19 protein-coding genes are annotated in these 25,567 nt (G+C 70.9%); 13 read left to right on the forward strand and 6 right to left on the reverse strand.

Annotation, left to right across the window (positions count from 1 at the left end; genetic code table 11):
* Nucleotides 1-37 precede the first annotated feature (37 nt).
* The 3 genes from ligD to ABZS61_RS12215 all read left to right on the forward strand — a co-directional run bounded on the left by ligD (nucleotide 38) and on the right by ABZS61_RS12215 (nucleotide 3,624).
* Nucleotides 38-1,048, forward strand: coding sequence for a non-homologous end-joining DNA ligase (ligD, locus tag ABZS61_RS12205; protein ID WP_356418463.1), 1,011 nt, complete (start codon nucleotides 38-40; stop codon nucleotides 1,046-1,048).
* Nucleotides 1,045-2,115 (forward strand): ABC transporter permease, encoded by a 1,071-nt coding sequence (locus tag ABZS61_RS12210; RefSeq protein ID WP_356418280.1) that lies wholly within the window; start codon nucleotides 1,045-1,047, stop codon nucleotides 2,113-2,115. Before ligD ends, ABZS61_RS12210 begins: the two co-directional genes overlap by 4 nt.
* Nucleotides 2,116-2,307: 192 nt before the next feature.
* Nucleotides 2,308-3,624: an RNA-guided endonuclease TnpB family protein gene (locus ABZS61_RS12215; protein WP_356418282.1), complete on the forward strand. Its 1,317-nt coding sequence runs from the start codon at nucleotides 2,308-2,310 to the stop codon at nucleotides 3,622-3,624.
* Here ABZS61_RS12215 and ABZS61_RS12220 read toward each other — a convergent pair.
* A complete protein-coding gene (locus ABZS61_RS12220; protein ID WP_356418284.1) occupies nucleotides 3,594-5,831 on the reverse strand; it encodes a family 16 glycoside hydrolase in 2,238 nt (745 codons plus the stop codon). The genes ABZS61_RS12215 and ABZS61_RS12220 overlap by 31 nt on opposite strands.
* Nucleotides 5,828-8,326, reverse strand: a complete 2,499-nt coding sequence (locus tag ABZS61_RS12225) for a ThuA domain-containing protein (RefSeq protein WP_356418286.1) — start codon at nucleotides 8,324-8,326, stop codon at nucleotides 5,828-5,830. The genes ABZS61_RS12220 and ABZS61_RS12225 overlap by 4 nt, the downstream gene beginning before the upstream one ends.
* Before the next feature lie 221 nt (nucleotides 8,327-8,547).
* Here ABZS61_RS12225 and ABZS61_RS12230 point away from each other — a divergent pair, with 221 nt between their 5' ends.
* Nucleotides 8,548-9,537, forward strand: coding sequence for a multicopper oxidase domain-containing protein (locus ABZS61_RS12230; RefSeq protein WP_356418288.1), 990 nt, complete (start codon nucleotides 8,548-8,550; stop codon nucleotides 9,535-9,537).
* A 4-nt stretch (nucleotides 9,538-9,541) separates the two neighbouring features.
* On the opposite strand, the gene ABZS61_RS12235 is transcribed toward ABZS61_RS12230, so the two are convergent.
* Together ABZS61_RS12235 and ABZS61_RS12240 are read right to left on the reverse strand one after the other, a co-directional pair.
* On the reverse strand, nucleotides 9,542-11,719 hold the full coding sequence (locus ABZS61_RS12235) for a DEAD/DEAH box helicase (protein ID WP_356418290.1): 2,178 nt from the start codon (nucleotides 11,717-11,719) through the stop codon (nucleotides 9,542-9,544).
* A gap of 97 nt (nucleotides 11,720-11,816) precedes the next feature.
* Entirely contained in the window at nucleotides 11,817-12,599 is a 783-nt protein-coding gene (locus ABZS61_RS12240) for an IclR family transcriptional regulator (RefSeq protein WP_356418292.1), read from the reverse strand.
* Nucleotides 12,600-13,092: 493 nt separating this feature from the next.
* Here ABZS61_RS12240 and ABZS61_RS12245 point away from each other — a divergent pair, with 493 nt between their 5' ends.
* The 8 genes from ABZS61_RS12245 (at nucleotide 13,093) to ABZS61_RS12280 (ending at nucleotide 20,121) form a co-directional block, all read left to right on the forward strand.
* Nucleotides 13,093-14,136 carry an ABC transporter substrate-binding protein gene (locus tag ABZS61_RS12245; RefSeq protein ID WP_356418294.1) on the forward strand — a complete coding sequence of 348 codons (1,044 nt, stop codon included), beginning with the start codon at nucleotides 13,093-13,095 and terminating at the stop codon, nucleotides 14,134-14,136.
* Complete coding sequence (locus ABZS61_RS12250; RefSeq protein ID WP_356418296.1) at nucleotides 14,133-15,146, forward strand: NrtA/SsuA/CpmA family ABC transporter substrate-binding protein; 1,014 nt, start codon at nucleotides 14,133-14,135, stop codon at nucleotides 15,144-15,146. The genes ABZS61_RS12245 and ABZS61_RS12250 overlap by 4 nt, the downstream gene beginning before the upstream one ends.
* Nucleotides 15,143-15,982 carry an ABC transporter permease gene (locus tag ABZS61_RS12255; RefSeq protein WP_356418298.1) on the forward strand — a complete coding sequence of 280 codons (840 nt, stop codon included), beginning with the start codon at nucleotides 15,143-15,145 and terminating at the stop codon, nucleotides 15,980-15,982. Before ABZS61_RS12250 ends, ABZS61_RS12255 begins: the two co-directional genes overlap by 4 nt.
* Nucleotides 15,979-16,749: an ABC transporter ATP-binding protein gene (locus tag ABZS61_RS12260; RefSeq protein ID WP_356418300.1), complete on the forward strand. Its 771-nt coding sequence runs from the start codon at nucleotides 15,979-15,981 to the stop codon at nucleotides 16,747-16,749. Before ABZS61_RS12255 ends, ABZS61_RS12260 begins: the two co-directional genes overlap by 4 nt.
* Entirely contained in the window at nucleotides 16,750-17,667 is a 918-nt protein-coding gene (locus ABZS61_RS12265) for an ABC transporter substrate-binding protein (protein WP_356418302.1), read from the forward strand. It begins immediately after the preceding gene.
* Nucleotides 17,668-17,672: 5 nt separating this feature from the next.
* Entirely contained in the window at nucleotides 17,673-18,746 is a 1,074-nt protein-coding gene (locus ABZS61_RS12270) for an LLM class flavin-dependent oxidoreductase (protein WP_356418304.1), read from the forward strand.
* 207 nt (nucleotides 18,747-18,953) lie between these two features.
* Nucleotides 18,954-19,751, forward strand: coding sequence for a VOC family protein (locus ABZS61_RS12275; RefSeq protein ID WP_356418306.1), 798 nt, complete (start codon nucleotides 18,954-18,956; stop codon nucleotides 19,749-19,751).
* Nucleotides 19,752-19,863: 112 nt separating this feature from the next.
* Nucleotides 19,864-20,121 carry a WhiB family transcriptional regulator gene (locus ABZS61_RS12280; protein WP_356418308.1) on the forward strand — a complete coding sequence of 86 codons (258 nt, stop codon included), beginning with the start codon at nucleotides 19,864-19,866 and terminating at the stop codon, nucleotides 20,119-20,121.
* Between the two features lie 76 nt (nucleotides 20,122-20,197).
* Here ABZS61_RS12280 and ABZS61_RS12285 read toward each other — a convergent pair whose 3' ends face one another.
* Nucleotides 20,198-21,085 carry a chitosanase gene (locus tag ABZS61_RS12285; protein ID WP_356418466.1) on the reverse strand — a complete coding sequence of 296 codons (888 nt, stop codon included), beginning with the start codon at nucleotides 21,083-21,085 and terminating at the stop codon, nucleotides 20,198-20,200.
* Between the two features lie 73 nt (nucleotides 21,086-21,158).
* On the opposite strand from ABZS61_RS12285, the gene ABZS61_RS12290 reads away from it, so the two are divergent.
* Entirely contained in the window at nucleotides 21,159-24,548 is a 3,390-nt protein-coding gene (locus tag ABZS61_RS12290; RefSeq protein WP_356418310.1) for a hypothetical protein, read from the forward strand.
* Between the two features lie 24 nt (nucleotides 24,549-24,572).
* On the opposite strand, the gene ABZS61_RS12295 is transcribed toward ABZS61_RS12290, so the two are convergent.
* Nucleotides 24,573-25,547: an acyl-ACP desaturase gene (locus ABZS61_RS12295; RefSeq protein ID WP_356418312.1), complete on the reverse strand. Its 975-nt coding sequence runs from the start codon at nucleotides 25,545-25,547 to the stop codon at nucleotides 24,573-24,575.
* Between the last annotated feature and the right edge of the window lie 20 nt (nucleotides 25,548-25,567).

Raw genomic sequence — 25,567 nt, forward strand, 5'->3', positions numbered from 1 at the left:
GTGAGCCGGGCCTACGGTGGCCGACATGGGAGCAGCGGTGGAGCTGGAAGCAGACGGACGGGCCGTACGGCTGTCCAACCCGGACAAGGTCTACTTCCCAGAAAAGGGCTATACCAAGAGGGACGTGGCCGAGTACTTCCTGGCCGTGGGGCCCGGTATCCTCCGCGCCCTGCGCGAGCGGCCGACCACCCTCCAGCGCTTCGTCGACGGTGTGGAGGGCGACTTCTTCTACCAGAAGCGTGCGCCGAAGAACATCCCCGACTGGACCCCCACCGCCCGCATCGAGTTCCCGAGCGGCCGTCACGCCGACGAGATGTGCCCCACCGAGCTCGGCGCCGTCCTGTGGGCGGCCAACCTGGGCACGCTGACCTTCCACCCCTGGCCGGTGCGCAGGGCCGACACCGACCACCCCGACGAGCTGCGCATCGACCTCGACCCGCAACCCGGCACCGACTACGCCGATGCGGTGAGGGCGGCCCACGAACTGCGGTCCGTCCTCGACGACCACGGGCTGCGCGGCTGGCCCAAGACCTCGGGCGGGCGGGGCATCCACGTATTCGTACCCATCGTGCCCGAGTGGACCTTCACCCAGGTCCGGCGTGCCGCGATCGCCGTGGGACGGGAACTCGAACGCCGTATGCCGGACCGGGTCACCACCGCCTGGTGGAAGGAGGAGCGCGGCGAGCGGATCTTCGTCGACTACAACCAGACCGCCCGCGACCGGACCATCGCCTCGGCCTACTCCGTACGCCCCCGCCCGCACGCCCCGGTCTCCGCTCCGCTGCGCTGGGAGGAGGTCGACGACGCCGAGCCGCGCGACTTCGACATCCGGACCATGCCCGTGCGGTACGCCGAGGTGGGCGACCTGCACGCCGACATGGACGACCACGCCTTCCGGCTCGACAAGCTGCTGGAGCTGGCCACGCGCGACGAGCACGAGCACAAACTCGGAGACCTGCCGTATCCGCCGGAGTACCCGAAGATGCCCGGCGAACCGAAGCGGGTGCAGCCCAGCCGCGCCCGGCACGACGACGGCAACGAGGCATGAACGCCGGACAGACGGCTGAGCACGGAGCGCACGGCAGACCCCCGACACGGCGCGAGAAGTGGGAGGCGTACAAGCAGTCGCCGTACTTCCCGGCACTGGTCCTGCTCTTCATCCTGGCCGCCGCGGCCGGACTCTTCGCCGGCTCCTACACCTATGCGATGGCCAACCCGACCCCGCACCGGATTCCGGCCGCCGTGCTCAGCGGCGCCGACGTGGCGCGCGGCAGGGCGTTCGTCGACGGCATGGAGAAGGCGCTCGACACCTCCCTGGAACTGCACAGGTACGGGACCCGGGCCGAGGCACGCCGGGCACTGGACGAACAGAAGGTCTTCGTGATCCTGCGTACGGTCGGCGACGGGGTGGCGATGGACGTCGCTGCGGCGTCCGGCGCCACCGTCGCGGACCTGCTCGCCGAGACCGGTGTGAAGGTCGCGGACACCCTCGGCATCCCCCTCACGGTCAAGGACGTCAAACCCCTGCAGAGGGGTGACCCGCGCGGTCTGGCTCTCTTCTACATCTCCCTCGCCGCCGTCATCATCGGCTTCGTGGGAGCGATCCAGCTCAGCGTGCACGCCCGCGAGCTGCTCCCGCTGGAGCGGATCGCGTTCACGGTGGGGTACGCGCTCCTCGGCGGCTTCGCCATCGCGGCCGTCGTGGACTGGGGACTCGGCGCGGTGGACCTGCCGTTCGTCCAGTCCTGGCTGATCCTGTCGCTCACGATGTTCACCTCGGGCATGGTCTTCACCATGTTCAACACCCTCATGGGGCGCTGGGCGATGATCCCCACCTGGGGCGTCATGGTGCTGATCGGCAACCCCTCGTCGGGCGGCGCGGTGTCCTGGCCGCTGCTGCCTTCCCTGCTGGGGCACATCGGCCGCTGGCTGCCTCCGGGTGCCTCGGTCAATGCCCAGCACACGGCGGTCTACTACCAGGGCCACCAGTTCGTCTTCCCGTACCTGGTGCTCGCCGCCTGGTCGTTGGTGTCCTGCACGGTGTTCTGGGTGTGGCGCCACCGGCACCCCGGAGGCCGCGGTCACGTGCCTGAGCACGCGGCCGCGGCCTCCTGAGTGTTCTCCGGTGCTACCGAGATTCATTCGCAGTGCATCGGGCTTCAGCCCGGTGATGAAGTGAATCTCGTGATTACGGCGCGGAGCGTCGCGGTGTCGTTCCGGCGGAGCCGGACACTGCGGGCATAGGGGTGAGGCGGGGAACGGGTGTTCCCGACGACATCGAGTGGTGTGTGTTCGTACGATCACCGAATGCAGCTTCGGTACGCCTTCCGCCTGTACCCGGAGCCCGGTCAACGCGCGGCGTTGGCCAGGGCGTTCGGGTGTGCACGGGTGGTGTTCAACGACGCGGTACGGGCCCGGGAGGACGCCCGCACCGCGGGCCTGCCGGTGCCGAACGCGGCCGAGCTGTCGAAACGGCTGATCACCCAGGCCCGGCACACGGTCGAGCGCTGCTGGCTGGGTGAGGTCTCCTCGGTGGTGCTGCAGCAGGCTCTTCGGGATGTGGAGGCCGCGTACAAGAACTTCTTCGCCTCCCTCAAAGGGGAGCGCAAGGGGAAGCGGGTGGGTGCGCCGCGTTTCAAGTCGCGTAAGGACACCCGGCAGTCGATCCGGTTCACCGCCAACGCCCGCTGGAAGATCACTGAGACGGGGCGGCTGTCCCTGCCGAAGATCGGTGACGTGAGGGTCAAGTGGTCGCGGGTCCTGCCCGCCGCGCCCTCCAGTGTGACGGTGATCCTGGACTCGGCGGGGCGGTATTTTGCCTCGTTCGTCATCGACACGGACTCCGAAACGGACCGGGCGCGCTGGGATGAGCCGGAGCCGGGCAGCGCCGTCGGCATCGACCTGGGGCTCACCCACTTCGCGGTCCTCTCCGACGGAACCAAGATCTGTTCCCCGCGGTTTCTGCGCCGGGCGGAGAAGAAGCTGAAGAAAGCCCAGCGGGAGCTGTCCCGCAAACAGAAGGGATCGAAGAACCGGGCTAAGGCCCGCTCGAAGGTCGCCCGCGCTCACGCGGCTGTGGCTGACGCGCGCAAGGAGTTCCACCATCAGCTCTCCACTCAGTTGATTCGCGAGAACCAAGCGGTCGCGGTGGAGAATCTGGCGGTCTCGGGACTGGCGCGCACCCGGCTGGCGAAGAGTGTGCATGACGCGGGCTGGTCACAGTTCGTGGCCATGTTGGAGTACAAGGCGCAGCGGTACGGGCGGACCTTCATCAAGATCGGCCGGTTCGAGCCCACCAGTCAGGTGTGCTCCACCTGCGGGCATCGGGACGGGCCCAAACCCCTGCACGTACGGGAGTGGACCTGCCCCATGTGTGGCACCGTCCACGACCGGGACACCAACGCCGCGATCAACGTCAAACAGGCCGCCGGACTGGCGGCATCGGCCTGCGGAGCGCCGGTAAGACCAGAACCAGTTCTGGCACAGCGCGAAGAAGCAGGAAGCCATGGAACCCCACCCGAACCTGTGCCGCGTAGCGGCACAGGTTCGGGTGGGGACGGCCAGAATCCTCGGGCTTCAGCCCGAGGAGCATGTCAAAGCTCCTGGATGCGGATGTCGCGGTAGGAGATCACGTCCGTGGTGCTGTGGACCTGGAGCCCGATGTAACCGGAGCTGAACCGCCGGCCGTCGGTACCCGGGTCGTCGCCCCGCGGCGGTTCGAAGAGCTGACCGCCGGTGTTGTCGAACTCGTTCAGCAGGACACCGTTGCGGTAGACCGAGTAGTGCTGGTCCACCACCCGGATCTCGTAGTCGTTCCAGGTGCCCTTGGGTGTGACCCCGGCCCCGCCGAGGCCCACGCGGTCGAAGCCGTAGACCGACCCGGTCTTGTACATGTCGCCGTCGGGCCGGTCGTTGACCTGGATCTCATGGCCGTACTTGATGGCGACCCACTCCGGGCGCGACTCCTCCGGGTGGTCGTGCACGTTCGGGAAGCGGACGAACACGCCGCCGTTGGCGTTGCCTGTCCCGGGAGCGTCATCACGCCACTGGAGCTTCAGCGAGAAGTCGCCGTACTGACGGGCCGGGAACCACAGCATGCCCATCCCGTCGACCGAGGTGGAGCTGGTGATCGATCCCTCCTCCGCGTTGAGCCCGAACTTCCCGCCGCCGACGTGCTGCCACGTGGAGAGGGACTCCGCGGTGCCGTCGAACAGCTTGCGATAGCCCTCGGCCTGGCCCGGCCTGCCGATGCCGGACTGCTTGGCCGCCCGGTAGATCTTCTTGTGCTCACGGGCGTCGATCGCCCCGTCGGCGAGCAGCTTGTCCAGGACCTTGTCGACGTGCTTGAGGAACAGCGCGTGCGAGGACCAGTCCTTCTCGTCCTCGATCAACTCGTTGATCGTGCAGCGGTTTCCGGTGACCCGGTTGGGGACACCCGTGTCGACCGTGCCGACGATGACGGTGAGCCGCTCGTCGAACTCGGGGCAGTTGGGCGCCGGCACTCCGCCGCTCTCGGCGATCGTGAACGACGCCTGCTTCGCCCCGGAGGTGTTGCCCGCCTTGTCCGTCGCCCGGTGCGCGAAGGTGTGGTAGCCGACCCGGTCCACGATGACGGGCGCGGTGTACGCGAGGTACGGGCCCCCGTCCAGGGAGTACTCGGTCTTCTCCACGCCCGAGTCGGCGTCGGTGGCGGTCACCGTGGCCTCGGCGCTGGTGATGAACGCGCCGTCCGAGTTCTTGTCGCCCTGTACCGACACGGACGTCTCCGGCGGTGTCTGATCCTGCGACGGCGGCTCGACGACCGTGAAGTCGACGGACTTCTCGGCGGCCGCGTTGCCGGACTTGTCGGTGGCGCGGTAGCGGATGGTGTGCGTCCCCACCTCGTGCACCATCACGGGGGCGGTGTACGGCTGCCAGGCGCCGTCCGCCCCGATCGCGTACTCGATGGTGTTGACGCCGGACCCGGTGTCGGACGCGGTCACGGTGACCGTGGCCATGCCCAGGTAGGCGCCCGCGTCGTCCTTCTCGCCGGAGACGGTCGCCGAGGTCTCCGGCGGTGTCTCGTCGTCCGTGGGCGGTGCCGCGACCGCGAAGTCGACGGACTTCTCGGCGGCCGCGTTGCCGGACTTGTCGGTGGCGCGGTAGCGGATGGTGTGCGTCCCCACCTCGTTCACCACGACGGGCGCCGTGTACGGCTGCCAGGCGCCGTCGGCCCCCACCGCGTACTCGACGGTGTCCACGCCCGAGTCGGCGTCGGTCGCCGCCACGGTGACGGTGGCCTGACCGATGTACGCGCCGTCGGCGTTCTTGTCGCCGTCCACCGTCGCGGAGGTCTCGGGTGCGGTGGTGTCCTCACCGCCGCCGCCCTCGGTCACGGTGAGAATGCCCTGCATCGAGCCGTGGCCGGGAATGGTGCAGTGATAGAAGTACCGGCCGGGCGTGAGGGTCACCTCGACGCTGTGCTTGCCGCCCGCGCTGTCACTCGGGTTGGCCAGGATGTTCAACGGGACGTCGTCGTTGAACTCCACGTCCGACACGCTGAAGGTCAGGGTGTGCGGCATGCCCGTCGTGTTGCCCGTGGCCGTGCTGTTCTCGAAGACGATGGTCGCCGGGCCGGCCACCGCGGTCTTGGGCGCCGACAGGTAGTGGTCGATGGGGTCGCCCGCGGTCCAGTTGAGGACCTGGTCGGCCGCGGCCGCCGGACGGTCGTCCTCCCGCCCGTACGCGGCCGTCGACGTCAGCCCGAGAACCATGAGGAACGAGCCGAGCAGGGCGAGCCACACCCGTGCGGGTCCGTACCGTTGTCGCGCGAAGAGCGAACGGTGTCTCACTGAACTGCCGCCTTCCTGGCCAGGTCGGAGGCGGCCGGGGTCGGGCCGCCGCCCTTGTACGTCACGCGCCACAGCGCGGACTTGGAGTCGGAGGTGAAGAAGCCGCGCCCGTAGTCCAGGACGTACAGCGAACCGTCCGGGGCGAACTTCCAGTCCATCAGGTTGCGGATGCCGTCCGCGCCGACCGGAATGATCTTCTTCAGGGACTCGGCGTGCGTGGGGGTGCCGCCCTTGCCGACCGTCTTCGGGTCGGTGAGCACGGCGTGCCGCGGCTGTGTGTCGTCGTAGAAGTCACCGACGAACCACTTGCCGTCCCAGTACGAGGGCCACTTGGCCTCGCTGGTGCTCGCCGGGTCGTAGCGGTACACCGGGCCGTTCATCGTGGCCTGGCCGCCGCCCTTGAGCCAGGGCAGGAGCTGCTTCTGGTCCGCCACCTTGTAGCTCGGGATGCCGTTGGCGTCGCGCGGGTAGTCCACGCCGCCGCCCTGCGGCGAGTACCAGATGGTGTTGGACGTGATGGGCGGCAGCTTCACCAGGCCGTCGTTGTTCGGCGACTCGTTCCTGGGGGCGTCGCAGTCGTACCAGCCCAGCGGCTTGGTGGGATCCGGCAGATTGCGGTCCCGGTAGGGCTGCTTGTTCCCCATGCAGTACGGCCAGCCGTGGTTGCCGGCCTTGGTGATGGCGGCGAACGTGTCGTACTTGGCGGGGCCCCAGGTGGTGCTGGGGGAGCCTGCGTCCGGGCCGACCCAGCCCGCGTACAGGGTGTCGGTGGCCTTGTCGACGGAGATCCTGGCCGGGTTGCGTACACCCATCACGTAGATCTCGCCGCGGGTCTTGCCGCCGCCCTCGTCCGGCTCCTTGCCGGTGAAGAGGTTCCCTTCCGGCAGGGTGTAGGTGCCGTCGTCCTCGGGATGGATCCGCAGGATCTTCCCGTTGAGGTTGTTGGTGTTGCCCGCGGTGCGGCGGGCATCGGCGAACGACACGCCCTTGTAGTTCGGCTGGGGGTTGTTACCGGAGTAACCGTCGCTGAATCCGGAGGAGTTGTTGTCCCCGGTGGCGATGTAGAGGTTCTCCTTCGAGTCCCAGGCCAGCCCGCCGCCCGCGTGGCAGCAGCTGTGGATCTGGACCGGCCAGTGCAGCAGTACCTTCTCGGACGCCAGGTCCAGCTTGTTCGTGGCCGGGTCGAAGGTGAAGCGCGAGACCTGACGCACCGCCATCTGCTTGTCGCGGTCGATCTTGGCGTGCGGTGTGTAGTGCAGGTACACCCGGCCGTTGGTGGCGAAGTCCGGGTCCAGCTCGATGCCGAGCAGGCCCTCCTCCACCTTGACCAGCTCGTCGCCGCCGCCCTTGTTGCCGAAGACGGTCAGCTTGCCCGCGAGGGTGACCTTCTTGGTCGCCGGGTCGTAGACGTGGATCTCGCCCTGCCCCTTGCCGATGTCCGGCTTGCTCCAGTCCGTGACGACCGGCTGGTCCCCGTCGGCGCCGCCGCGCCCGATGTAGAAGACCCGCCCGTCCTTGGCGGTGACGAGGCCGTGCGGCTCGCCGATCTGGTCGTTCTGGCCGGGCTGGTTGGGCTGGGTGAGGCGCTCGGCCGTGTAGTTGGTGTCGATGGTGGCCTTGCAGTCCGCCTGGGACATGCGGCTCGTCCAGGCCAGCGCGCCCCGCAGGTGGTCGCGGAAGTCCGTCTCCGCGAAGCTGCTGACCGTACCGCCCATGCCCGTGTAGAAGGACCGGCCGCCGTCGTAGTCACGGCACCAGGAGACCGGGTGGTCCCAGCCGTTGGCGCTCGCGCCGGGCGTGTACGTGATCTCGCGGACGCGCGCCACGGTGTGCACGTCTCCGGACGGGTTGTCCTTCCAGTTCAGCCACTTGTCGGGGCGCTTCCACTCCAGCGGGAGGTTCTTCGTCGCCGGGTGCCGGCGGTCCCCGATCTCGACCGTGGCCCGCTGGACGTTCGCCGGGCTGTCCGCCGAGGGGCGGGCGCCCACCAGGCCGGTGAACCAGTCGGAGTACGGCTCGGTGCGCGCCGCGTCATGGATGCCGAGGAAACCGCCGCCCGCCTCCATGTACGCCTCGAGGCCCGCTTCCTGCTCCGGGTCGAGGACATCGCCGCCACCCGTCAGGAAGACGATCGCGTTGTACGTGCCGAGCTGCTTGCCCTTGGTGAAGACCCCGGCGTCGTCGGTGGCCACGGTCTTGAAGCGCCCGGCCTCCGGGCCGCTGAGACCGATCTTCTCGATGGCCGCGATCCCCGCGTCCACGGTCGGCGACTCCTCGCCCGCCGAGGCGTGGAAGACCAGCACCTTGACGTCGGCCCCGCCCGGCGGCGAGGGGAGGGACAACGTTGTCGCCACCCGTTCCTCGGGCCCGGGGTCCGGATAGGGTCTGGCACTGGCCGCGTTGCCGCCCAGCAGGGACGCGGTCAGTGCGCCCGCCGCCACCGCTGCCGCGAGGCCCCGCCGCGATCTGGACCTGTGATGTGGTGTGCGCTGCATGTGGTCACCCACCCCTCTCTGGTCACTGCTCTGGTCGCTGCAACTCTGTGGTCACTGCAACAGCGCATGAAGCTAGACCTCTTTTCGCGAGTCGCCAATAGGTATGGCAGCATTCAAACGAACTTTGTCCTGAGTGTGGATAAACATGGTTCCCGCCGCTACGGTGTGGGCCGTCCCGGGGAACAGCACGTCAGTTTCCGTATCGCAGTGGGGAGTTCGACATGGACCGAAGGACCTTCAACCGGCGGATGCTGGTGAGCGGCGGTGTGGCGGCGGCGACCGGGGTGACATCGATGTCGCTCGGCGCGGTGCAGGCGAGCTCGGCGGAGAACCCGCCGAGGACCGCCCCGGCGGGAGGAGCCGTCCGCCACCTCAAGCTGTACGCCGAGAAGCTGGCGGACGGCTCGATGGGCTACGGCTTCGAGAAGGGCAAGGCCTCGATTCCGGGCCCGCTCATCGAGATCACCGAGGGCGACACCCTGCACATCGAGTTCGAGAACACCACGGACGTCGACGCCAGCCTGCATGTCCACGGAGTCGACTACGACATCGCGAGCGACGGCACCCGCATGAATCGGAGCCACGTCGAACCCGGCGGCACCCGTACCTACACCTGGCGCACCCACGCCCCGGGCCGCCGCAAGGACGGCACCTGGCAGGCGGGCAGCGCGGGCTACTGGCACTACCACGACCATGTCGTCGGTACGGACCACGGCACGGGCGGCATCCGGAAGGGGCTCTACGGGCCCCTCGTCGTCCGGCGCAAGGGAGACATCCTGCCGGACAAGACGATCACGATCGTCTTCAACGACATGAAGATCAACAACAAGGCGGGCCACGAGAGCCCGAACTTCGAGGCCACGGTGGGCGACCGGGTCGAGGTCGTGATGATCACGCACGGCGAGTACTACCACACGTTCCACATCCACGGGCATCGCTGGGCGGACAACAGGACCGGGCTGCTCACCGGCCCCGACGACCCAAGCCGCGTCGTCGACACGAAGATCTGCGGGCCCGCCGACTCGTTCGGCTTCCAGGTCATCGCGGGTGAACACGTCGGAGCCGGCGCCTGGATGTACCACTGCCACGTCCAGAGCCACTCCGACATGGGCATGGCCGGACTGTTCCTGGTCGCCAAGGCCGACGGCACGGTCCCCGGATACGACCCGCCGCACCACGCGGCTGCCACGGCGGACACCCACAAGCACTGAGCCCTCAGACGGTCAGCCGCCGCTGCTCCTCCTCGACGACGAGCCGGGCGAGCGCCCCGTCCGACACGTCCACGGCATCGGGCGTCGACTCGGCGACATCGCTGCGCCGTGCGTACGCGTCGAAGAGACGGTCCTTGCGCGCGAGGATCTCCAGCATGCGCTGGTCGACGCTGTCGGCGGCGAGCAGCCGGTGCACCTGGACCGTCCGTATCTGCCCCATGCGATGGGCCCGGGCCACGGCCTGGTGCTCCATCGTGGGCTTGATCTGCGGTTCGCACAGGATGACCACCGAGGCCGCCTGCATGTTCAGCCCGACTCCGCCGGCCTGGATCTGGCTCAGCAGGACGGAGTGCCCGTCCGCCGCGCCGAACGCGTCGACCAGTTCCTGCCGGCGTGCGGCCGGGAGGCTCCCGGAGACGGGACCGAACACGCCGTCGCCCAGAGCCTCCCCGACGGTCCGGAGCACGTCGCGGAAGTACGAGAACACGACGACCTTGAGTCCGTTCTCCTCGGCCTCCGTGACCAGCTCGCACAGCCTGTTCAGCTTCGCCGACGTCTCGGGACGTGCGTACGCGGCACGGCGCATCCGCATGAAGTGCCCGGCGGCGACCGCTTCGCGGTAGGCCTCGAGATCGCCTGCCGAGAACTCCTCCCACTCGTCGGCCTGGACCACCGCGGGAAGTTCACTCAGGACGTCCTCCTGGTTCCGTCGCAGGTACGCGGGAGCGACGGCCCTGCGGAAGGCGTGCGAACCGGCGACACCGTGCGTGGTGGTGACGGACGGCGCCAGTTCGGGCCGCAGTTGGCGCACGAGGCTCCGGAACTCCTCCACCCGGTTCTCCATCGGCGTACCGGTGAGGAAGAGGACCCGTTCGGTGTGCCCCGTCCAGCCGGTCACGGCACGGGAGCGCCGGGTGGCGGGGTTCTTCACGAAGTGCGCCTCGTCGACCACCACCATGCCGGGGCGGATCCCGCAGGCCGGCCCTTCGGGCAGGGTGTACAGCGCGTCGAACGTGGTCAGGGCGACGCCGCCCTTCTCGCGCCACTCCGCGAACGCGTCCTGCCGCTCCGGGCCGTGCATCGGCACGGCCCGCAGAGTGGAGCGGGCACGGATCTCCCGGCTCCAGTTGATCAGTACGCTCGCCGGGCACACCACCAGGAAGTGGGTCTCGTCCCCTGCCGCGAGGTGGGCCAGCGCCGCGATGGCCTGGACGGTCTTGCCGAGCCCCATCTCGTCCCCGAGGATCACCCGCTTCTGGGCGAGGGCGAAGCGTGCGCCGAAGGACTGGTAGCCGCGCAGCGACACCCGGAGGTGGGTGTCGTCGAGTCGCAGCCCGCGTACCCGGTCCGCGATGCCGGCGGGCAGGAAGCCCTCGGCGGCGTCCCGGTCGGGCCCGGCGGCGGACAGCTCGGCGAGCAGGCTGTAGTACTCGGCCGACCGCAGCTCGAAATCGACCCACGCCTCGGCCTCGGACGCGGGTCCCCGCAGCAGATCGACGGACACCTGTCCGAACAGCAGCCGCAGTTCGCGCGCGACCGCCGCTTCCGTGGCGGACCGTACGGAGGCGACGGCGGCCTGCACCTGTGCACGGGCCGCCCGTCCCGCGAACAGCATGCGCAGCCGGCTGCGGGCGGGTGCGGCAGCGGCGAGCGGCGGTTCCAGCTCCGTGACGAGCCGCCGGGCGATGGTCGTGGCCCGGCGCGTGTCGGGACCCGCCTCGACGAGCCGGTGCAGGGCGATGAGCAGTGCGGTCGTGCCGGCGTCGGAGGCGTCCACGTCTATCCGTACGGCGACGGTGTCCCGGACCGCGTGCGCGATCTGCCGGGTGGCGGCCAGCGCACGGTCCGCCGTCTGCGCCCCGACACCGGGGATCTGGCGGAGCTCGTAGCGCCCGGTGGCGTGGACCTGGCCCACCGTCAGATAACCGGCCTGTTCCAGCGCGCCGAGCCGTAGCCGGCCCTCGGTGACGTCCCCGAGCCGGGCGAGGGGGATGGCCTCCAGCTCCCGGCCGACGAGGGATTCGAGGAGGGGGGCCAGTGCGGTGCGTGCGCCGTCGACGGCCCGGGCGTGGTCGTCCAGGACGGCGCGGGCCGTCGTGACGAGCCGGTCCGCTTCCTCGAGCAGCTCACGGGCGGCTCTTCCCGTGGGCGCGTCCGCGCCCGTGGGTCCGGCCTGTGTCATGTACGTCCTTCTGTCCCGCGGCCCTCTCGGTGACCGAGTGCCCGTCACCTCCCCGGGCGGGGTCCATCGTCGCACGAGCACGGGTCGGTGCCGTCCATCACGGGGCGGGCGGCCTGCGTTCGGCCGGCGTCAGCAGCAGCACCTCCAGGGCGCGCGCACAGGACCGGGCCTGTTCGAGGAACCAGCCCGTCCGTTCGTCCGTGATCACGGACGGGGTGGCGCGCACGGCGAGCGCGAAGCGCGCGTAGCCGGAGCCGTCCAGCACGGGGACGGCCAGGGTGCGCACCCCGGGCGCCGACTCTCCGTCGTTGAGCGCGTACGCCTCGGTCCGCACCCGCGTCAACTCCGCCTGGAGCAGCGCAGGTTCCACGATCGTGCGGTCGGTGAAGGCGCGCAGGGGCGGGAGCGCGGTCGGTCCGCCCTCACCCGGCCGGGCCCAGGCCAGCAGGACCTTGCCCAGCGCCGTCGAGTGCAGCGGCCTGCGCAGCCCCGTGTGCGGGGTGACCGAGCCGCCGGCGACGATCACCGCGTGCGGGCCGCTGCGCAGCGCCAGGTCGGCCGTCGCACCCGTGCGCTCCGCCAGGTCGGTCAGCTCGGGGGCGGCCAGATGGAGCCCCCGCTGGTGGTAGGAGAGCCGGCCCAGTTCGGTCACCGCAGGGCCGAGCCGGTAACGCGAGGTGCGCGCGTCCTGCTCCAGGAAGCCCCCACCGAGGAGGGTGCGGGCCAGCCGGTGGGCCGTGGAGACGGAGAGCTCCAGGCGCCGGGCGAGGTCGGAGGCGCTCAGGTCGGGGCCGTTGTCGTGGAAGCAGTGCAGGACGTCCAGCGCACGCAGCACTGCCTGGGCTCCGCCGGGTGCGGGCACCGCCGCGGCCTCGGTCATGTCGTTCCACTCTCCGCTCGCGTGGGGAAGGGGCCCACGAGGCCCCCCATGGTTGCCACATTACGGGAGGGAAGTGAGGTCCGTACGGGACTGCGAAACACTCCGTTCACAGTCAATCCCACATGATGGGAAGCCAGTTGTGAGCAGGGCGCCGCCCGTGGCAGTCTTCAGCCCTCACCACCGGCGAACGGAAAGGAGCAGTGCCATGGCAGGCCCCCGCGCCACGACCCCGGGCACCACAGCTCCGGTCCGGCTCGCCCTCACGCTGCGCAGGCACATCGACCTGGCACGCGTTTCCAGCGCCTCCTGTCGCTGAACACCCGCAGCCCCTTCACTTCTTCGCCGACGCTCCCGCCGACCCGGCCGGCCGCGCCCCCGCCCCGCCGCACCCGGTGATCCTTCCGGAGCGTCCCCGTGGCGCCGCGGCCCGTTCCGCTGCCGGACGCCGCGCCCGTGCGCCCCTCCTGCTTCGCCGACCCTTCGGGAAGACTCCATGACGCGTTCCGCCGTCCTGCCCAGGACCCTCTGGTTCACCCGCTGTCCCGTACCCACCGCGACCGGCATCGCCGCCGACCGGCAGTGGCTCAGCGACGAGTTCGCCTCCGACGGCATCGCCGTGCGCTCCCTCCAGGACGCCGACCCCGACGCCGACCGTGGCGCCCACTTCACCCACGCTCTGCCGGGACTGTTCCGAGAGGGCGGCAACGTGCCCGCCCTGTGGGCCCGTTCACGTGGTGAGCGGACCCGGCTGATCGGTCTGACCTGGATCGAGGAACGCCAGGTGGTACTGGTCGCCCCCGGATCCGGGATCCGGGGAGCCGACGCCCTGCGCGGACGGCGGCTCGCGGCGCCCTCCCACGCCCTCGCCATCGACTTCTGGCGGGCCATGGCGCTGCGCGGATTCGAGGGCGCTCTCGGGTCCGCCGGTCTGACCCTGGACGACGCCGCACTCGTCGACGTGCCCGCCGACGCGCACCACGGCCAGTGGGCCGCCGAACTCGACGCGCTGCGGCGCGGCGACGTCGACGCGGTGTACGTCAAGGGTGCCCTCGCCGTCGAAGCGGCCCGCAGGACAGGGGCGGAGGTCGCCGTGGAACTGGACGAGCTGCCCGACCGCCGGTTCCGCGTCAACAACGGAACGCCCCGGCCCATCACGGTCCACCAGCAGTTGCTGGACGACCACCCCGGGCTCGTCGACCGCTTCCTCGCCGTCCTGCTCCGAGCCGCCGACTGGGCCACCGGACAGCCCGCCGAGGTCGACCGCATCCTCGGTGCCGAGACCGGAGCGGGCGCCGACGGAGTCGCGGGCGCCTACCGCCCCGGCACCCATCTCACCCTGCACCCCGACCTGTCGGCCGAGCGGCTCGGCCTGCTCGCCGAGCAGGAGTCCGCGCTGCGCGCCCACGGTTTCCTCCCGGAGCCCGTGGACGTCGCGGCGTGGGCCGACCCCGCACCGCTGCGCAGGGCAGCCGCCCTCGCCCTGCTCCACCCCGTCCCCGCGTCCATCCCCGAACCCCGAGGACCCCTGTCACCATGAACCCGCACCGACCGGGCCGTACGGCCCTCGCCCCCGCACTCCTCACGGCTGCCGCGCTCCTTGCCCTCAGCGCCTGCGGTTCGTCCGAGGCCGACAGCGGATCCGGCGCCGCGAGCACCGTCACCGTGCGCATTCCCGACCCCGGCAACTCCGGAGTCCTCGCCGTCGGCAAGAAGGACGGCAGCCTCGACAAGGCCCTCGGCAAGGCCGGTGCCAAGGTGGAGTGGACCGGCAGCGCAGGCCCCTTCGCGCCGGCCGCCCAGGCCATGAACGCCGGCCAGCTCGACTTCGCCACCGGCTCCATCACCTCGGGTGTCACCTCCCTCGCCCAGCGCCCCGGCTTCAAGTTCTTCACCGCGGTCGACCCCGACGCGACGGGCGAGGGAATCCTGGTCCGCGACGGTTCGGGCATCGACTCCGTCGCCGGTCTCGTGGGAAAGAAGGTCGCCGTCAACCAGGGCGGCACCGGGGAGTACCTGCTGCTCAAGGCGCTCGCCAAGGCCGGCATCCCGGCGGACAAGGTCGAGCGGGTCTACCTGCGCCCCGACCAGACCGCCGCCGTGTTCAACGCGGGCAAGGTCGACGCCTGGGCCGTCTGGGCCACCTACGCCGTGGCCGAGATCGGCAGCGGCAAAGCCCACTTCGTCGCCGACGGCGCAGCCATCGGTTCCGACAACTACAGCCTGAACGCGGTACGTACGGACTTCGCCGAGAAACACCCCGAGATCGTCAAGGCGCTGTACCGGTACCTCCACGATGCCAGCGCCCGGCAGAAGAAGGATCCCGCCGCCTATCTGAACGTCTTCACCGACGTCGGCCCCACCGCCGTCACCGGCAAGGCCCAGGAGGTGCAGACCGCGATCACCGCCAAGGGCGGCACGGTCGACCCGATCGGCCCCGAGGACATAGAACGCTTCGAGGCCGTCGCCGCCTTCTACGCGGAGCAGAAGGTCACCAAGGGACAGGTCGACGTCGCGGCCCACCTCCTCGACGTCGAGAAGCTGACATGAGCGCGGTCTCCGAAGGGGCCGCAACCGAGGGTCTGGTCACCCCCCGGCCCCAGCTCCGCACCCCGCGCGGCCGTCCGTTCGCCCTGACCGTACGCGCGCTGGGACCGGTGGCCCTGCTCGTCCTGTGGTGGGCGGCCTCGGCCACCGGGGTACTGACCCCCGACGTGCTGGCGTCGCCCGCGGAGGTCCTGCGGGCCGTGGGGGAGCTGTGGGGGAACGGGCAGCTGCCCGACGCGCTCACCACCTCCCTGACCCGGTCCGGGATCGGCCTGCTCCTCGGGCTCGCCGCCGGGCTGGTCCTCGGCATCACCACCGGATTCACCCGGATCGGCGACGAACTCCTCGACTCCTCGCTCCAGACCCTGCGCACCATCCCCTTCCTCGCGCTGGTCCCCCTGTTCATGGTCTGGTTCGGGATCAACGAGACGGCCAAGATCCTGCTCATCGCCGTCGCCACCACCTTCCCCATGTACGTGTCCACGTCGAGCGGCGTGCGCAACACCGACCCCAAGCTCGTCGAGGCCATGCGCAGCTTCGGGATGAGCAGGCTCGCCATCGTGCGGGAGGTCGTCCTGCCCGGAGCCCTGCCGTCCCTCCTGGCCGGACTGCGGCTGTCCATGACGCTCAGCGTGATCGCCCTCATCGCAGCCGAGGAGATCAACGCCACCGCGGGCATCGGCTATCTGATGTCCCAGGCGCAGAGCTACGCACGCACCGACATCCTCGCCGTCTGCATCCTGATCTACGGCCTCCTGGGCCTGGCCGCCGACATCCTCGTACGGCTGCTGGAACGCGTCCTGATGCCCTGGCGGTCCCCGCAAGGAGGGACACGATGACCGACCGAACACAGCGGTCCGCCGTACGGGTACGCGGACTGCGCCGGGTCTTCGGCACCCGGGCCGTGCTCGACGGTCTCCGGCTCGACATCGCCCGGGGCGAGTTCGTCGCCCTGCTGGGTGCCAGCGGCAGCGGCAAGACCACCCTGCTCCGCATCCTGGGAGCACTGGACGGCGCCGACGGGGGAGAGGTGCTGGTCCCCGAGGCACGCACCATCGTCTTCCAGGAACCCCGCCTCGTACCGTCCAAGAAGGTCCTCGCCAATGTGACCGTCGCCCTGCCGCGCAGCCGCTCCGCCCACGGGCTCCGGGCCCTCGCCGAAGTGGGCCTGGAACGGCACGCCGACGCCTGGCCCGCCACGCTCTCCGGCGGCGAGGCCCAGCGCGTCGCACTCGCCCGGGCGCTGGTGCGTGAACCCGAACTGCTCCTGCTGGACGAGCCGTTCGCCGCGCTGGACGCCCTGACCCGGCTGAAGATGCAGGACCTGGTGGGGGAGCTGTGCCGCAAGCACCGCCCGGCCGTCCTGCTGGTCACCCACGATGTCGACGAGGCGGTGCGGCTCGCGGACCGCGTCGCCGTGCTGCGCGACGGGGAGCTCGTCACCGACGAGACCGTCGCCGTCGACCGGCCGCGGGACCCCGGCGATCCCGCGTTCGCGGCACTGCGCCGCCGGCTGCTGAACGACCTGGGCGTCGCTGCCGTCCCCGCCCCCTCGCCGTCCCCTGCCCCCGCCCCTGTCGAAACTGCCGAAGTCGGAGTGATCTGAATGACCATCACCATCGGTGTCCACAGCAGCAACCCGTCCCTCTTCCACCTGTACCACCTCTCCCGCCTCGGCATCGCCCAGGAGGAGCTGGCCGCTCTCGGCGAGACGGTCGCCTTCCACCCGTACACCAACGGGGTCCGCACCGGTGAGCTCCTCACCCAGGGCGTCATCGACTTCGGCGGCACCGGATCCACCCCGCCGGTCACCGCCCAGGCGGCGGGCCACGACCTCGTCTACACCGCCGTGTCCGCCCCGCGCCCCGAGCACGGCGCGCTCCTGGTCCCGCAGGACAGCCCCGTCCGCACGGTCGCCGACCTCAGGGGCACCACCGTCCACCTCGCCATCGGGTCCTGGCAGACCCATCTGATCGCCAAGGCCCTGGACGACGCCGGACTCTCGTACGCCGACGACATCACCGCGGTCCGCAGTACCGACGACAGCGAACAGCTGCTGCGCTCCGGGGACATCGCCGCATGGGTCGCCCAGGGACCGCAGCTGGCGGCCGCACGCAGGACCGGCGGGCTGCGCACCCTCGTCGCCACCGGCGACGTGATCACCGACCGGTCCGTCTTCTTCACCCGGCGCGAACTCGCCGAAAGCCGGCCGGAGATCATCGACGCACTCACCCGCGCCCTCCAGCGCGCCGACGACTGGGCGGCCGCCAACCCCCGTGCCGCCGCCGAGATCGCCGCCGCCGACCTGGGCGGGAACGCCGACGACTGGGAGACCGCCCTGCGCGCCCTGCCGTGGAAGATCGAGGCCGTCAGCGACGCGTTCATCGCCGAGCAGCAGGAGGCCGCGGACATCTTCCACCGCACCGGATTCATCGAGCGGCCCGTCAAGGTCGCCACCGCACGGGCGCACACGGACACCGCCTCCGGCACCTCCGCTGCCGCCTCCGGCCCGAAGGCGGCCTGAGCGGCATGGCGACCGAAGTCCTCTGGTACATCATCCCGCGCGAAGGCGCCTACCCCTGGGAGCCGGCAGGCCGGCGGACCGCCGACCTCGGCTACCTCAGCCGGCTCGCCGGGACCGTGGAACAGCTCGGTTACAGCGGCGCCCTCCTCGCCACCGACCTGTACGACGTCTGGCCGTTGGGCAGCGCCCTCGCCGCCTCCACCAGCACCCGCTTCAAACCGCTGCTCGCCGTCCACCCCGGACTCATCTCGCCCACGCTGCTGGCCAAGATGGCGCTCAGCTTCGACCAGCTCTTCGGCGGTCGGCTGCGCTTCAACGTCGTCAACGGCTCCACGAAATCGCTCCAGGAGTACGGACTCCACGTGGAGCACGACGAACGGTACGAACTCAGTGCCGAGTACTGGTCGATCGTCAAGCGGCTGACGGCCGGAGAGGTCTTCGACCACAAGGGCCGTTTCTACGACCTGAAGAACGCGGGTGCCTCGTTCCGTGAGCTGAAGCCCGTCCAGGACCCGCACATCCCGCTCTGGTTCGGCGGCTCGTCCGCCCCCGGCATCGAGATGGCGGCCGAGCACGTCGACGTCTTCCTCACCTGGGGCGAACCGCCGCACCTGCTGAAGGAGAAGCTCGAGCGGGTACGGGCGCGGGCTGCCGCGTACGGCCGCACCCTCCGCATCGGGCTGCGTCTCCACCTGATCGTCCGCGATACGGAGGACGAGGCATGGGCGGCGGCCGACCGGCTGCTGGACGTCACGAGCGAGGCGACGTACGCCCGTCAGCTCGGCGACCGGGCGGGTGAGGACGGGGTGGGCTGGCAGCGTCAGTTCCGCCAGCACGGCGGCAAGGTCCCGGCCAGGGCGCGGGAACTGGAGACGCACCCCAACATGTGGCCGGGCATGAGCCTGTTCCGGCCGGGCCCCGGCACCGCAGTCGTCGGTTCGACGGCCCAGGTCGTCGAACGCCTCAAGGAGTTCGAGGACCTCGGCGTCGACACCTTCATCCTGTCCGGGAACCCGCTGCTCGAGGAGGCCTACCGGGTGGCGGAAACGGTGCTCCCGGCGCTCTGCATCACACGGTGACTCCCGACGCGCCCGGCCGGACCGCACGGCGCGGACGGCCGGACCGGCCGGGCTCGTAGGGGGCAGGGGCAGGAGGGAGCACAGGGGCGGGTACCCGGACGCCCTGCGCGGGCTGCGGTTGCCGGAGCTCGGTGCAAGACTCGGTGGGTCAGGGAAATGCCCGCACGATCGGCGAGCGAGAGTCACGACCCGCCCGAGGAGCACATCATGCTCGACCCCAGTTTCGTCACCGGCGCCCCCAACTGGACCGACCTCGGCACACCCGACATCGAGGCGGCCACGGCCTTCTACCAGGGCCTCTTCGGCTGGGAGCTGGTGCCCGGTGGCCCCGAGACCGGTGGGTACGGGACGTACCAGCTGCGGGGCAAGACGGTCGCGGGCGTCATGACGGTGCCCGAGGACCAGGGGAAGCCCTCCTGGTCCGTCTACTTCCAGACTTCCGACGCGGATGCCACCGCCCGGACGGTGGAGAAGGCCGGCGGGTCCGCGGCGTTCCCTCCGATGGATGTGCTCGACTACGGCCGCATGGGCGGCTTCAAGGACAACGCCGACGCGTACTTCGGCGTGTGGCAGCCGGGCACGAACACCGGCCTGGGCATGATCATGGAGCCGGGTTCGCTGATCTGGTCCGAGCTCTACACCCCGGATGTGCCCGCGGCCGCCGCGTTCTTCCGGACCGTCTTCGGATGGGAGACCGAATCCATGACGTACCCCGGGGGGACCTACACGATGGTCCGTCCCGCGGGAAGTGCGGGCGCCGACTCCTCCTTCGGCGGGCTCGTACAGATGGACGAGGTGCCCAGCGAGGCGGCCGCCGGGCCGCACTGGCTTCCGTACTTCGCGGTGGAGGACGTCGACGCCACGCTCGCCGACGCGAAACGACTGGGCGGCCGCGTGACCCTTGCCCCCATGGACGTGGAGAACGTCGGCAGGATCGCCAACGTCGCCGATCCCGCGGGCGCGGCGTTCGCGGTGATCAAGCCCGCGCCGATGCCGCCGAACTGACCGGAACCGACCGGAACCGACCGGCGCGCCGAGCCGGCCGGAACCGACCGGCGCGGAGTGCGTTGATGGCTCGTTGATCACTTGTTTATCGGCATGGGGCACCGTGAGCCCCATGCCGACCAACACCATGATGACCGACGACGCACTCGCCTGGCAGGAGACAGCCCTGTGCGCCCAGGCCGGACCCGAGTTCTTCTTTCCGGCTCCCGGCAGCTCGACCCGCGAGGCCAAGCAGTTGTGCAACGCCTGCGAGGGACGGCTGGCGTGTCTGGAGTACGCCCTCGCCCATGACGAGCGTTTCGGCGTGTGGGGCGGGCTCTCGGAGAAGGAGCGGGACCGGCTCCGCAGGGGCCGCCGCGCCGAGGGCTGACAGCTCGGCGTGAAGCTGCGGCTGACGGCACCGGCCGGACAGCCGGCGCGTGCGGTTGTCCGCCGAGCCCGTGCGCCTACGGGATGCGGAACGTCTCGCCGTACACCTGCCACTCGAGCGGCGTCTTCAGCTCGAGGTTGCCTTCCCGCAGGAACACCCGCTGCGCGGTGTCGATCCGGGTGGTGTCGCGCTGGACCTTCCGCGCCCGGATCGCGGTCCGGCTCTCGTCGAGGAGAGCGCCGAGGTACTGCGCCTCGTCGCCGCCCTCCGCGGCCGTGTCCGCCGAAGCCATCGCGGCGTCCCGGATGCCGTAGAAGCCGTCCGCCTCGACGCCGGGCCCGTGGAGCACCATCGCGTCGTAGTAGATGAACTGCCCCAGGGTGCCGAGACCGTCCAGCTTCGCCAGTCGCACCGCGGGTTCGAAGTAGAGCGTGTCCCGCATCGTGTTCTGGGCCGTGCGGAACGCCGGGTCCTCGGCGGCCGTCTTCCACGCGCCGGTGAAGCCGGGGTCCAGGCCCTCGTGCGAGTCCGTGCCGTCCACCTCGCGCAGCGCCGCCAGGAACGGGGCGAGCGGATTGTCCGGATGATCCTTGGTGTACGCCTCGACCAGCTGCAGCATGTCGTTCGTACCGGAGCAGAAACCGATGATCCCCGCGGTGTACCCGGTTCCGTCACCGACGTCCTCGATCGCCCCGTACTGGCTGCGCCAGTCCAGGGTCGAGGCCTCCGCGCTGCCCACCAGCTGGGAGGCGATCTCCTTCATGGCAGGAGCGGCCAGCCCGGGCGGCAGTCCGGCTATCTTCTCGTCGTTCTCGGCGCTCAGGCCGGGGCTCTCCGACTGCGCGGCGGTCCCAGCGGCCTCGGCCGGCTGCGGGGAGCTCGGGGGCAGCTCGGAGTCACCGCTGCTGAAAAGAATCGAAACGGCGATGGCGAGAGGTGCACCGAAAAGAACAAGACGCGTCACTGGCTTCACCCGGCACAGAGTACGTTCCGTAAACCTGTGGGGTCAGCCCGGCCTCGCACGGCAGAATCACCGCATGACCGACGCCCGGCCCGTTGCCCTCGTCTGCGCACTCCTCGACACCGTGGATTCCCTCGCCCATCCACAGCGCATGAGAGAAGTGGCGGCACATGCCCGGCGGTTCACCGCGGACGGGGTGCTGCGTCCCGTCCTGGAGGAGCTGGAGACCGGAGGGCCCTACGAACGAGGGCTCGCTGTCATCGCCGCGTCCGTGGGCGGCGACCGCGACTGGCTGGCCGCCCGAATCGGCGACGAGGACTCCTTCGTGCGGGGACACGCGCTGCGCGCGGCACTCTCCGCGGGCGTACCGGACACGGCGTACGGGACGGCGCTGGCCGACGCCCCGGCTGTCGTACGCCGCGGGCTCCTGCAGGCCGTCGTCACCGACCGCCGCACCGAACTCGCCGACCGGCTGATCGAGCCGCTGCGCGAGAGGTGGGGCGACGCCGAGGCGGCCCGGCTGCTCCCGGGCTGCTCCGCCGCGACCGTGAACCGGCTCCTGCCCGGCCTGTTCCCCTCGGTGACCGGCTGGGCCGCGCTCGGACGCCACCATCCCGGCCCGTTCCTCGACGCGGCGGAACGGGACCTCGCCGGCCGGCCCGAGTCGACGCGCGATGCCTGGTGGCAGGGCTGCGGGCACGAACGTGCGGTCGCCACGGCCGCGGAGCAGCTGCCCCACCGCGTACTCGACCTGCTCGAACGCCACGGCCCGACGAACCTCCCGACGCCGCTGCGCGGGAAGCTGGGCGTCCTCGCCTCGGCCGATCCGGTCCGGACGATCCAACTGCTCCGCGGACCGGACAGTTTCGCGATCGCCCGCAGCGGTGCGCTCAGCGGGACGCTGCTGCGGCGCCTGGCCGGCACGGCTCCCGAAGCGCTTCTCATCGAGTACGGCCGACACGTGCTGGGGTACGGCAGCGTCCTCGACCGCCTCCTTCGAGCCCTCCCGCCGGCCCGTCGCGGCGCGTTCCACGACGCGGTCGACGCCGGGCAGGGAGAGGGGTCCGTGATCACGGTGGACGCGGTACTCCTCGGCGTGCTGCCCCGCAGCCATGTGGCGGGTCCGGCCCGGCGCATGGCCGACCGGGCGCGGACGCGAGGCGGGCACTGGAGCACCGTCCTGCTGGCGGAGTCGTTCCTGCCGGTCGCGGAAGTGCGGGAGCGCCTGCTGGCGGCGACACACCGGCCCGCCGCCGAGGACCGCGCCGAAGGCTGGTCGCTGCTCATACGCAACGCAGGCCGTTCCGGCGACCCCGCAGCCGTCGCCACCGTCCTGGAGGACATGCTGCGGCTGCGGTCGGAACAGGATCCGGTCAGGGACGCAGCACTGTTCGCACTCCTCGGTACTCCGCCCGCCCTCTTCACCGACGAGGCGGAACCGCTGCTGGACCGGATCGCCACCGACGCGGTCGAGGCCCGCGACTCCTCCGAGAACACCCGGGGCAACCTGAGCAGTCTCGCCCTGGGCGTCCTGCGCGAGCACGCCACCACCGGCCGACGCGCCCTGCTCAACTGGGCGCTGCGCACCCTCGTCCGGCTGTACGGGAACGCCGGTGACGCCGGCCTGGGAAGACTCGACCGCACGTTGCGGCGGGGACAGGAACACACGGTGTTCGAGGCCCTGCGGCCCTGGCTGGAAGCGGGCGCGGAGAAGGCGGACTACGCACTCGTCTTCGCGCTGACCCGGGCCGTGGGACGCCGCGCGGCGGGTATGCCGGAACTCCAGGAGCTGCTGTGGCAGGCAGTCCGCTACGGGAACGCAGGTGCCGCACGCACCGCGATCGGCCTGTGGCTGGAGCCGGCCGCCCACCGTGACGAGCGCGTCGAACGGATCCTGGCACGCGAACCCTCGGCCGCCGCGCTGCCCGCGGTGATGGGCGTACTCACCCGGCGGCGCACGGACCTCCTGGACCGGGTGCTCGGCGAGAGCCCGCCGTACGGAAGGTTCCTCACCCCGGGGGCGCCGTGGCACGTGCCTGTGGGCGCGGACGTCGTTCGCTGGACGCCCGAGCAGCAGAGTGCCGCGGCGCGCACGCTGGAGCGGACCGCACAGGACGAGAAGCTGCCTCTGTACGCCCGGCAGGCGGCGATCGAGCAACTGGCCCGCATCCCGCAGACGGGGGCCGACGCGGTACGCCGGTGGGCGGCGGCGTCGGACGTCGTGCTCGCCGAAGCGGCGCTCGCGGCACTGGCCCGCACGGACCGCCCCGCTGCCGTACTGCCCGATCTGCTCGCACGCCTGGGTGACGACGAGGCGAGGGTCGCCGTCTTCGCGGCGAGCCGCGCCTCCCGGCACGTACGGCCCTCGCGCCTCGCCGTACTGCTGCGGGAGCGAACGGGGCCCGGCACCGGCAAGGTGACCAGCCGCAAGGAGATGGTCCGGCTCGCCGCGGCCAGGCTGCCCTCCGCCCAGGCCGCACAGGTCCTCGCCGAGGCCTACGCGATGCCGGACCAGCACCCCGACGTGAGGGCCGTCTGCGTGGCGTTCGGCACGGATCTGCTCGGCGACGAGGCGATGTGGGGGGTGATGGCCGACGCGGCGCGCGGCGAGCGGCGCCTGCGTACCGCTGTGCTGCGGGCCCACCCGGTCCATCTGCCCGAGCGGCACAGGCCGCGCTACGCCCGGCTGGTGCAGGAGGTGTGCGCGACCGACGACGAGGAGCTGGCCGTCCTCGCCCACCGGGCGCTGGCCCAGTGGGTGCCCTGGGCGCCCGGGGCGTGCGACGTGCTGGTGGACGCGGTGAGCGACCTGGGCCGACGCGGCACCTGGCAGTCGGCCACCGACGCGCTCGTCGGCGCGGCCATGGCAGGAGGGGAGGCCGCCGCCGCGCTGAACTGTGCGCTTCTGGCCCTGTCCACCAACGACACCGCGGACGACGCGGGAGCCGAGCGGGACCGCCCCGCACGGCAGCGGATCGTCCGCGCCGTGGACGCTCTCACGGCGCCGGCAGTGACCCGGCGTGCCTCGGAGCGTCCTCTTCTCGCGGCGGCCGGCAACACGCTCGCGCACCAACGGGACTTCGTACCGCAGGCGGCCCGGCTGCTGGTCTGCGCCGTCGATCTCGACACCGGCCCCGACACCCTGCACGCAGAACTCGTCCGGCTGGCGGGGCTGCTCGAAGGGCGGCCGGTCCAGGCCGCCGGGATCGCTCGGACGCTCGGCAGCCGGATCGGCGACATGAACCGTTCAGGGGCGGGCGACACGGACGTCCTGCTCGCGGTCGCCGGCCGGCTCACGGGGAGCGGCGGGCCGGCCGAGGGGCTGTTCGCCACCGCGATCACCGCGGCGGCGGGACGGCGCACCGACTGGACCGGACCCTGGCGGACCCAGCTGCGCGCCCTGCGCCAGCACCCGGTGGCCGATGTGCGCGACGCCGCGTACGCGGAGGTGACGGCGCCCGAGTGAGCGCGCCGCCACCGTCCGGTGGGATCAGGCGTTGGCGCGGGCCGCCATCCGAGCCTTGCGCAGGGCCAGCTTCTCGTCGAACTTCGACGCCTCGCTGTCCAGCCCGCTCATGTACAGGCCCAGCTCCTCCTGCGCCTTGAGGCCCTCCGGGCCGAGTCCGTCGATGTCGAGGACCTTGAGGTAGCGCAGCACGGGCTGGATCACGTCGTCGTGGTGGATGCGCATGTTGTAGATCTCGCCGATGGCCATCTGCGCGGCGGCGCGCTCGAAGCCGGGCATGCCGTGACCGGGCATCCGGAAGTTGACGACCACATCGCGCACGGACTGCATCGTGAGGTCCGGGGCGAGCTCGAAAGCGGCGCCCAGCAGGTTGCGGTAGAAGACCATGTGCAGGTTCTCGTCGGTCGCGATCCGGGCCAGCATCCGGTCGCAGACGGGGTCGCCCGACTGGTGGCCGGTGTTGCGGTGCGAGACGCGGGTCGCCAGCTCCTGGAAGGCCACGTAGGCCACGGAGTGCAGCATGGAGTGGCGGTTGTCCGACTCGAAGCCCTCCGCCATGTGCATCATGCGGAACTCCTCGAGCTTGTCCGGGTCGACGGCGCGCGAGGTGAGGAGGTAGTCGCGCATCACGATGCCGTGGCGGCCCTCCTCCGCGGTCCAGCGGTGCACCCAGGTGCCCCAGGCGCCGTCACGGCCGAAGAGGGAGGCGATCTCGTGGTGGTAGCTGGGCAGGTTGTCCTCGGTCAGCAGGTTCACGACGAGCGCGATCCTGCCGATGTCGGTGACCTTGGACTGGCTGGTCTCCCACGCTTCGCCGTCCTCGAAGATGCCGGTGAAGTTCCGGCCGTCGGAGAACGGTACGTACTCGTGGGGCATCCAGTCCTTGGCGACCTTGAGATGGCGGTTGAGTTCCTTCTCCACCACCTCCTCCAGCGCGTACAGCAGCTGGGCGTCGGTCCACGCCTTCGAACTGCCGAGTTGGGGAGAGGTGATCGTCACGGGGGCTCCTGGGGACGGGA

It is taken from the genome of Streptomyces sp. NPDC005566, assembly GCF_040605575.1.
In the GTDB taxonomy this organism is placed as follows: domain Bacteria; phylum Actinomycetota; class Actinomycetes; order Streptomycetales; family Streptomycetaceae; genus Streptomyces.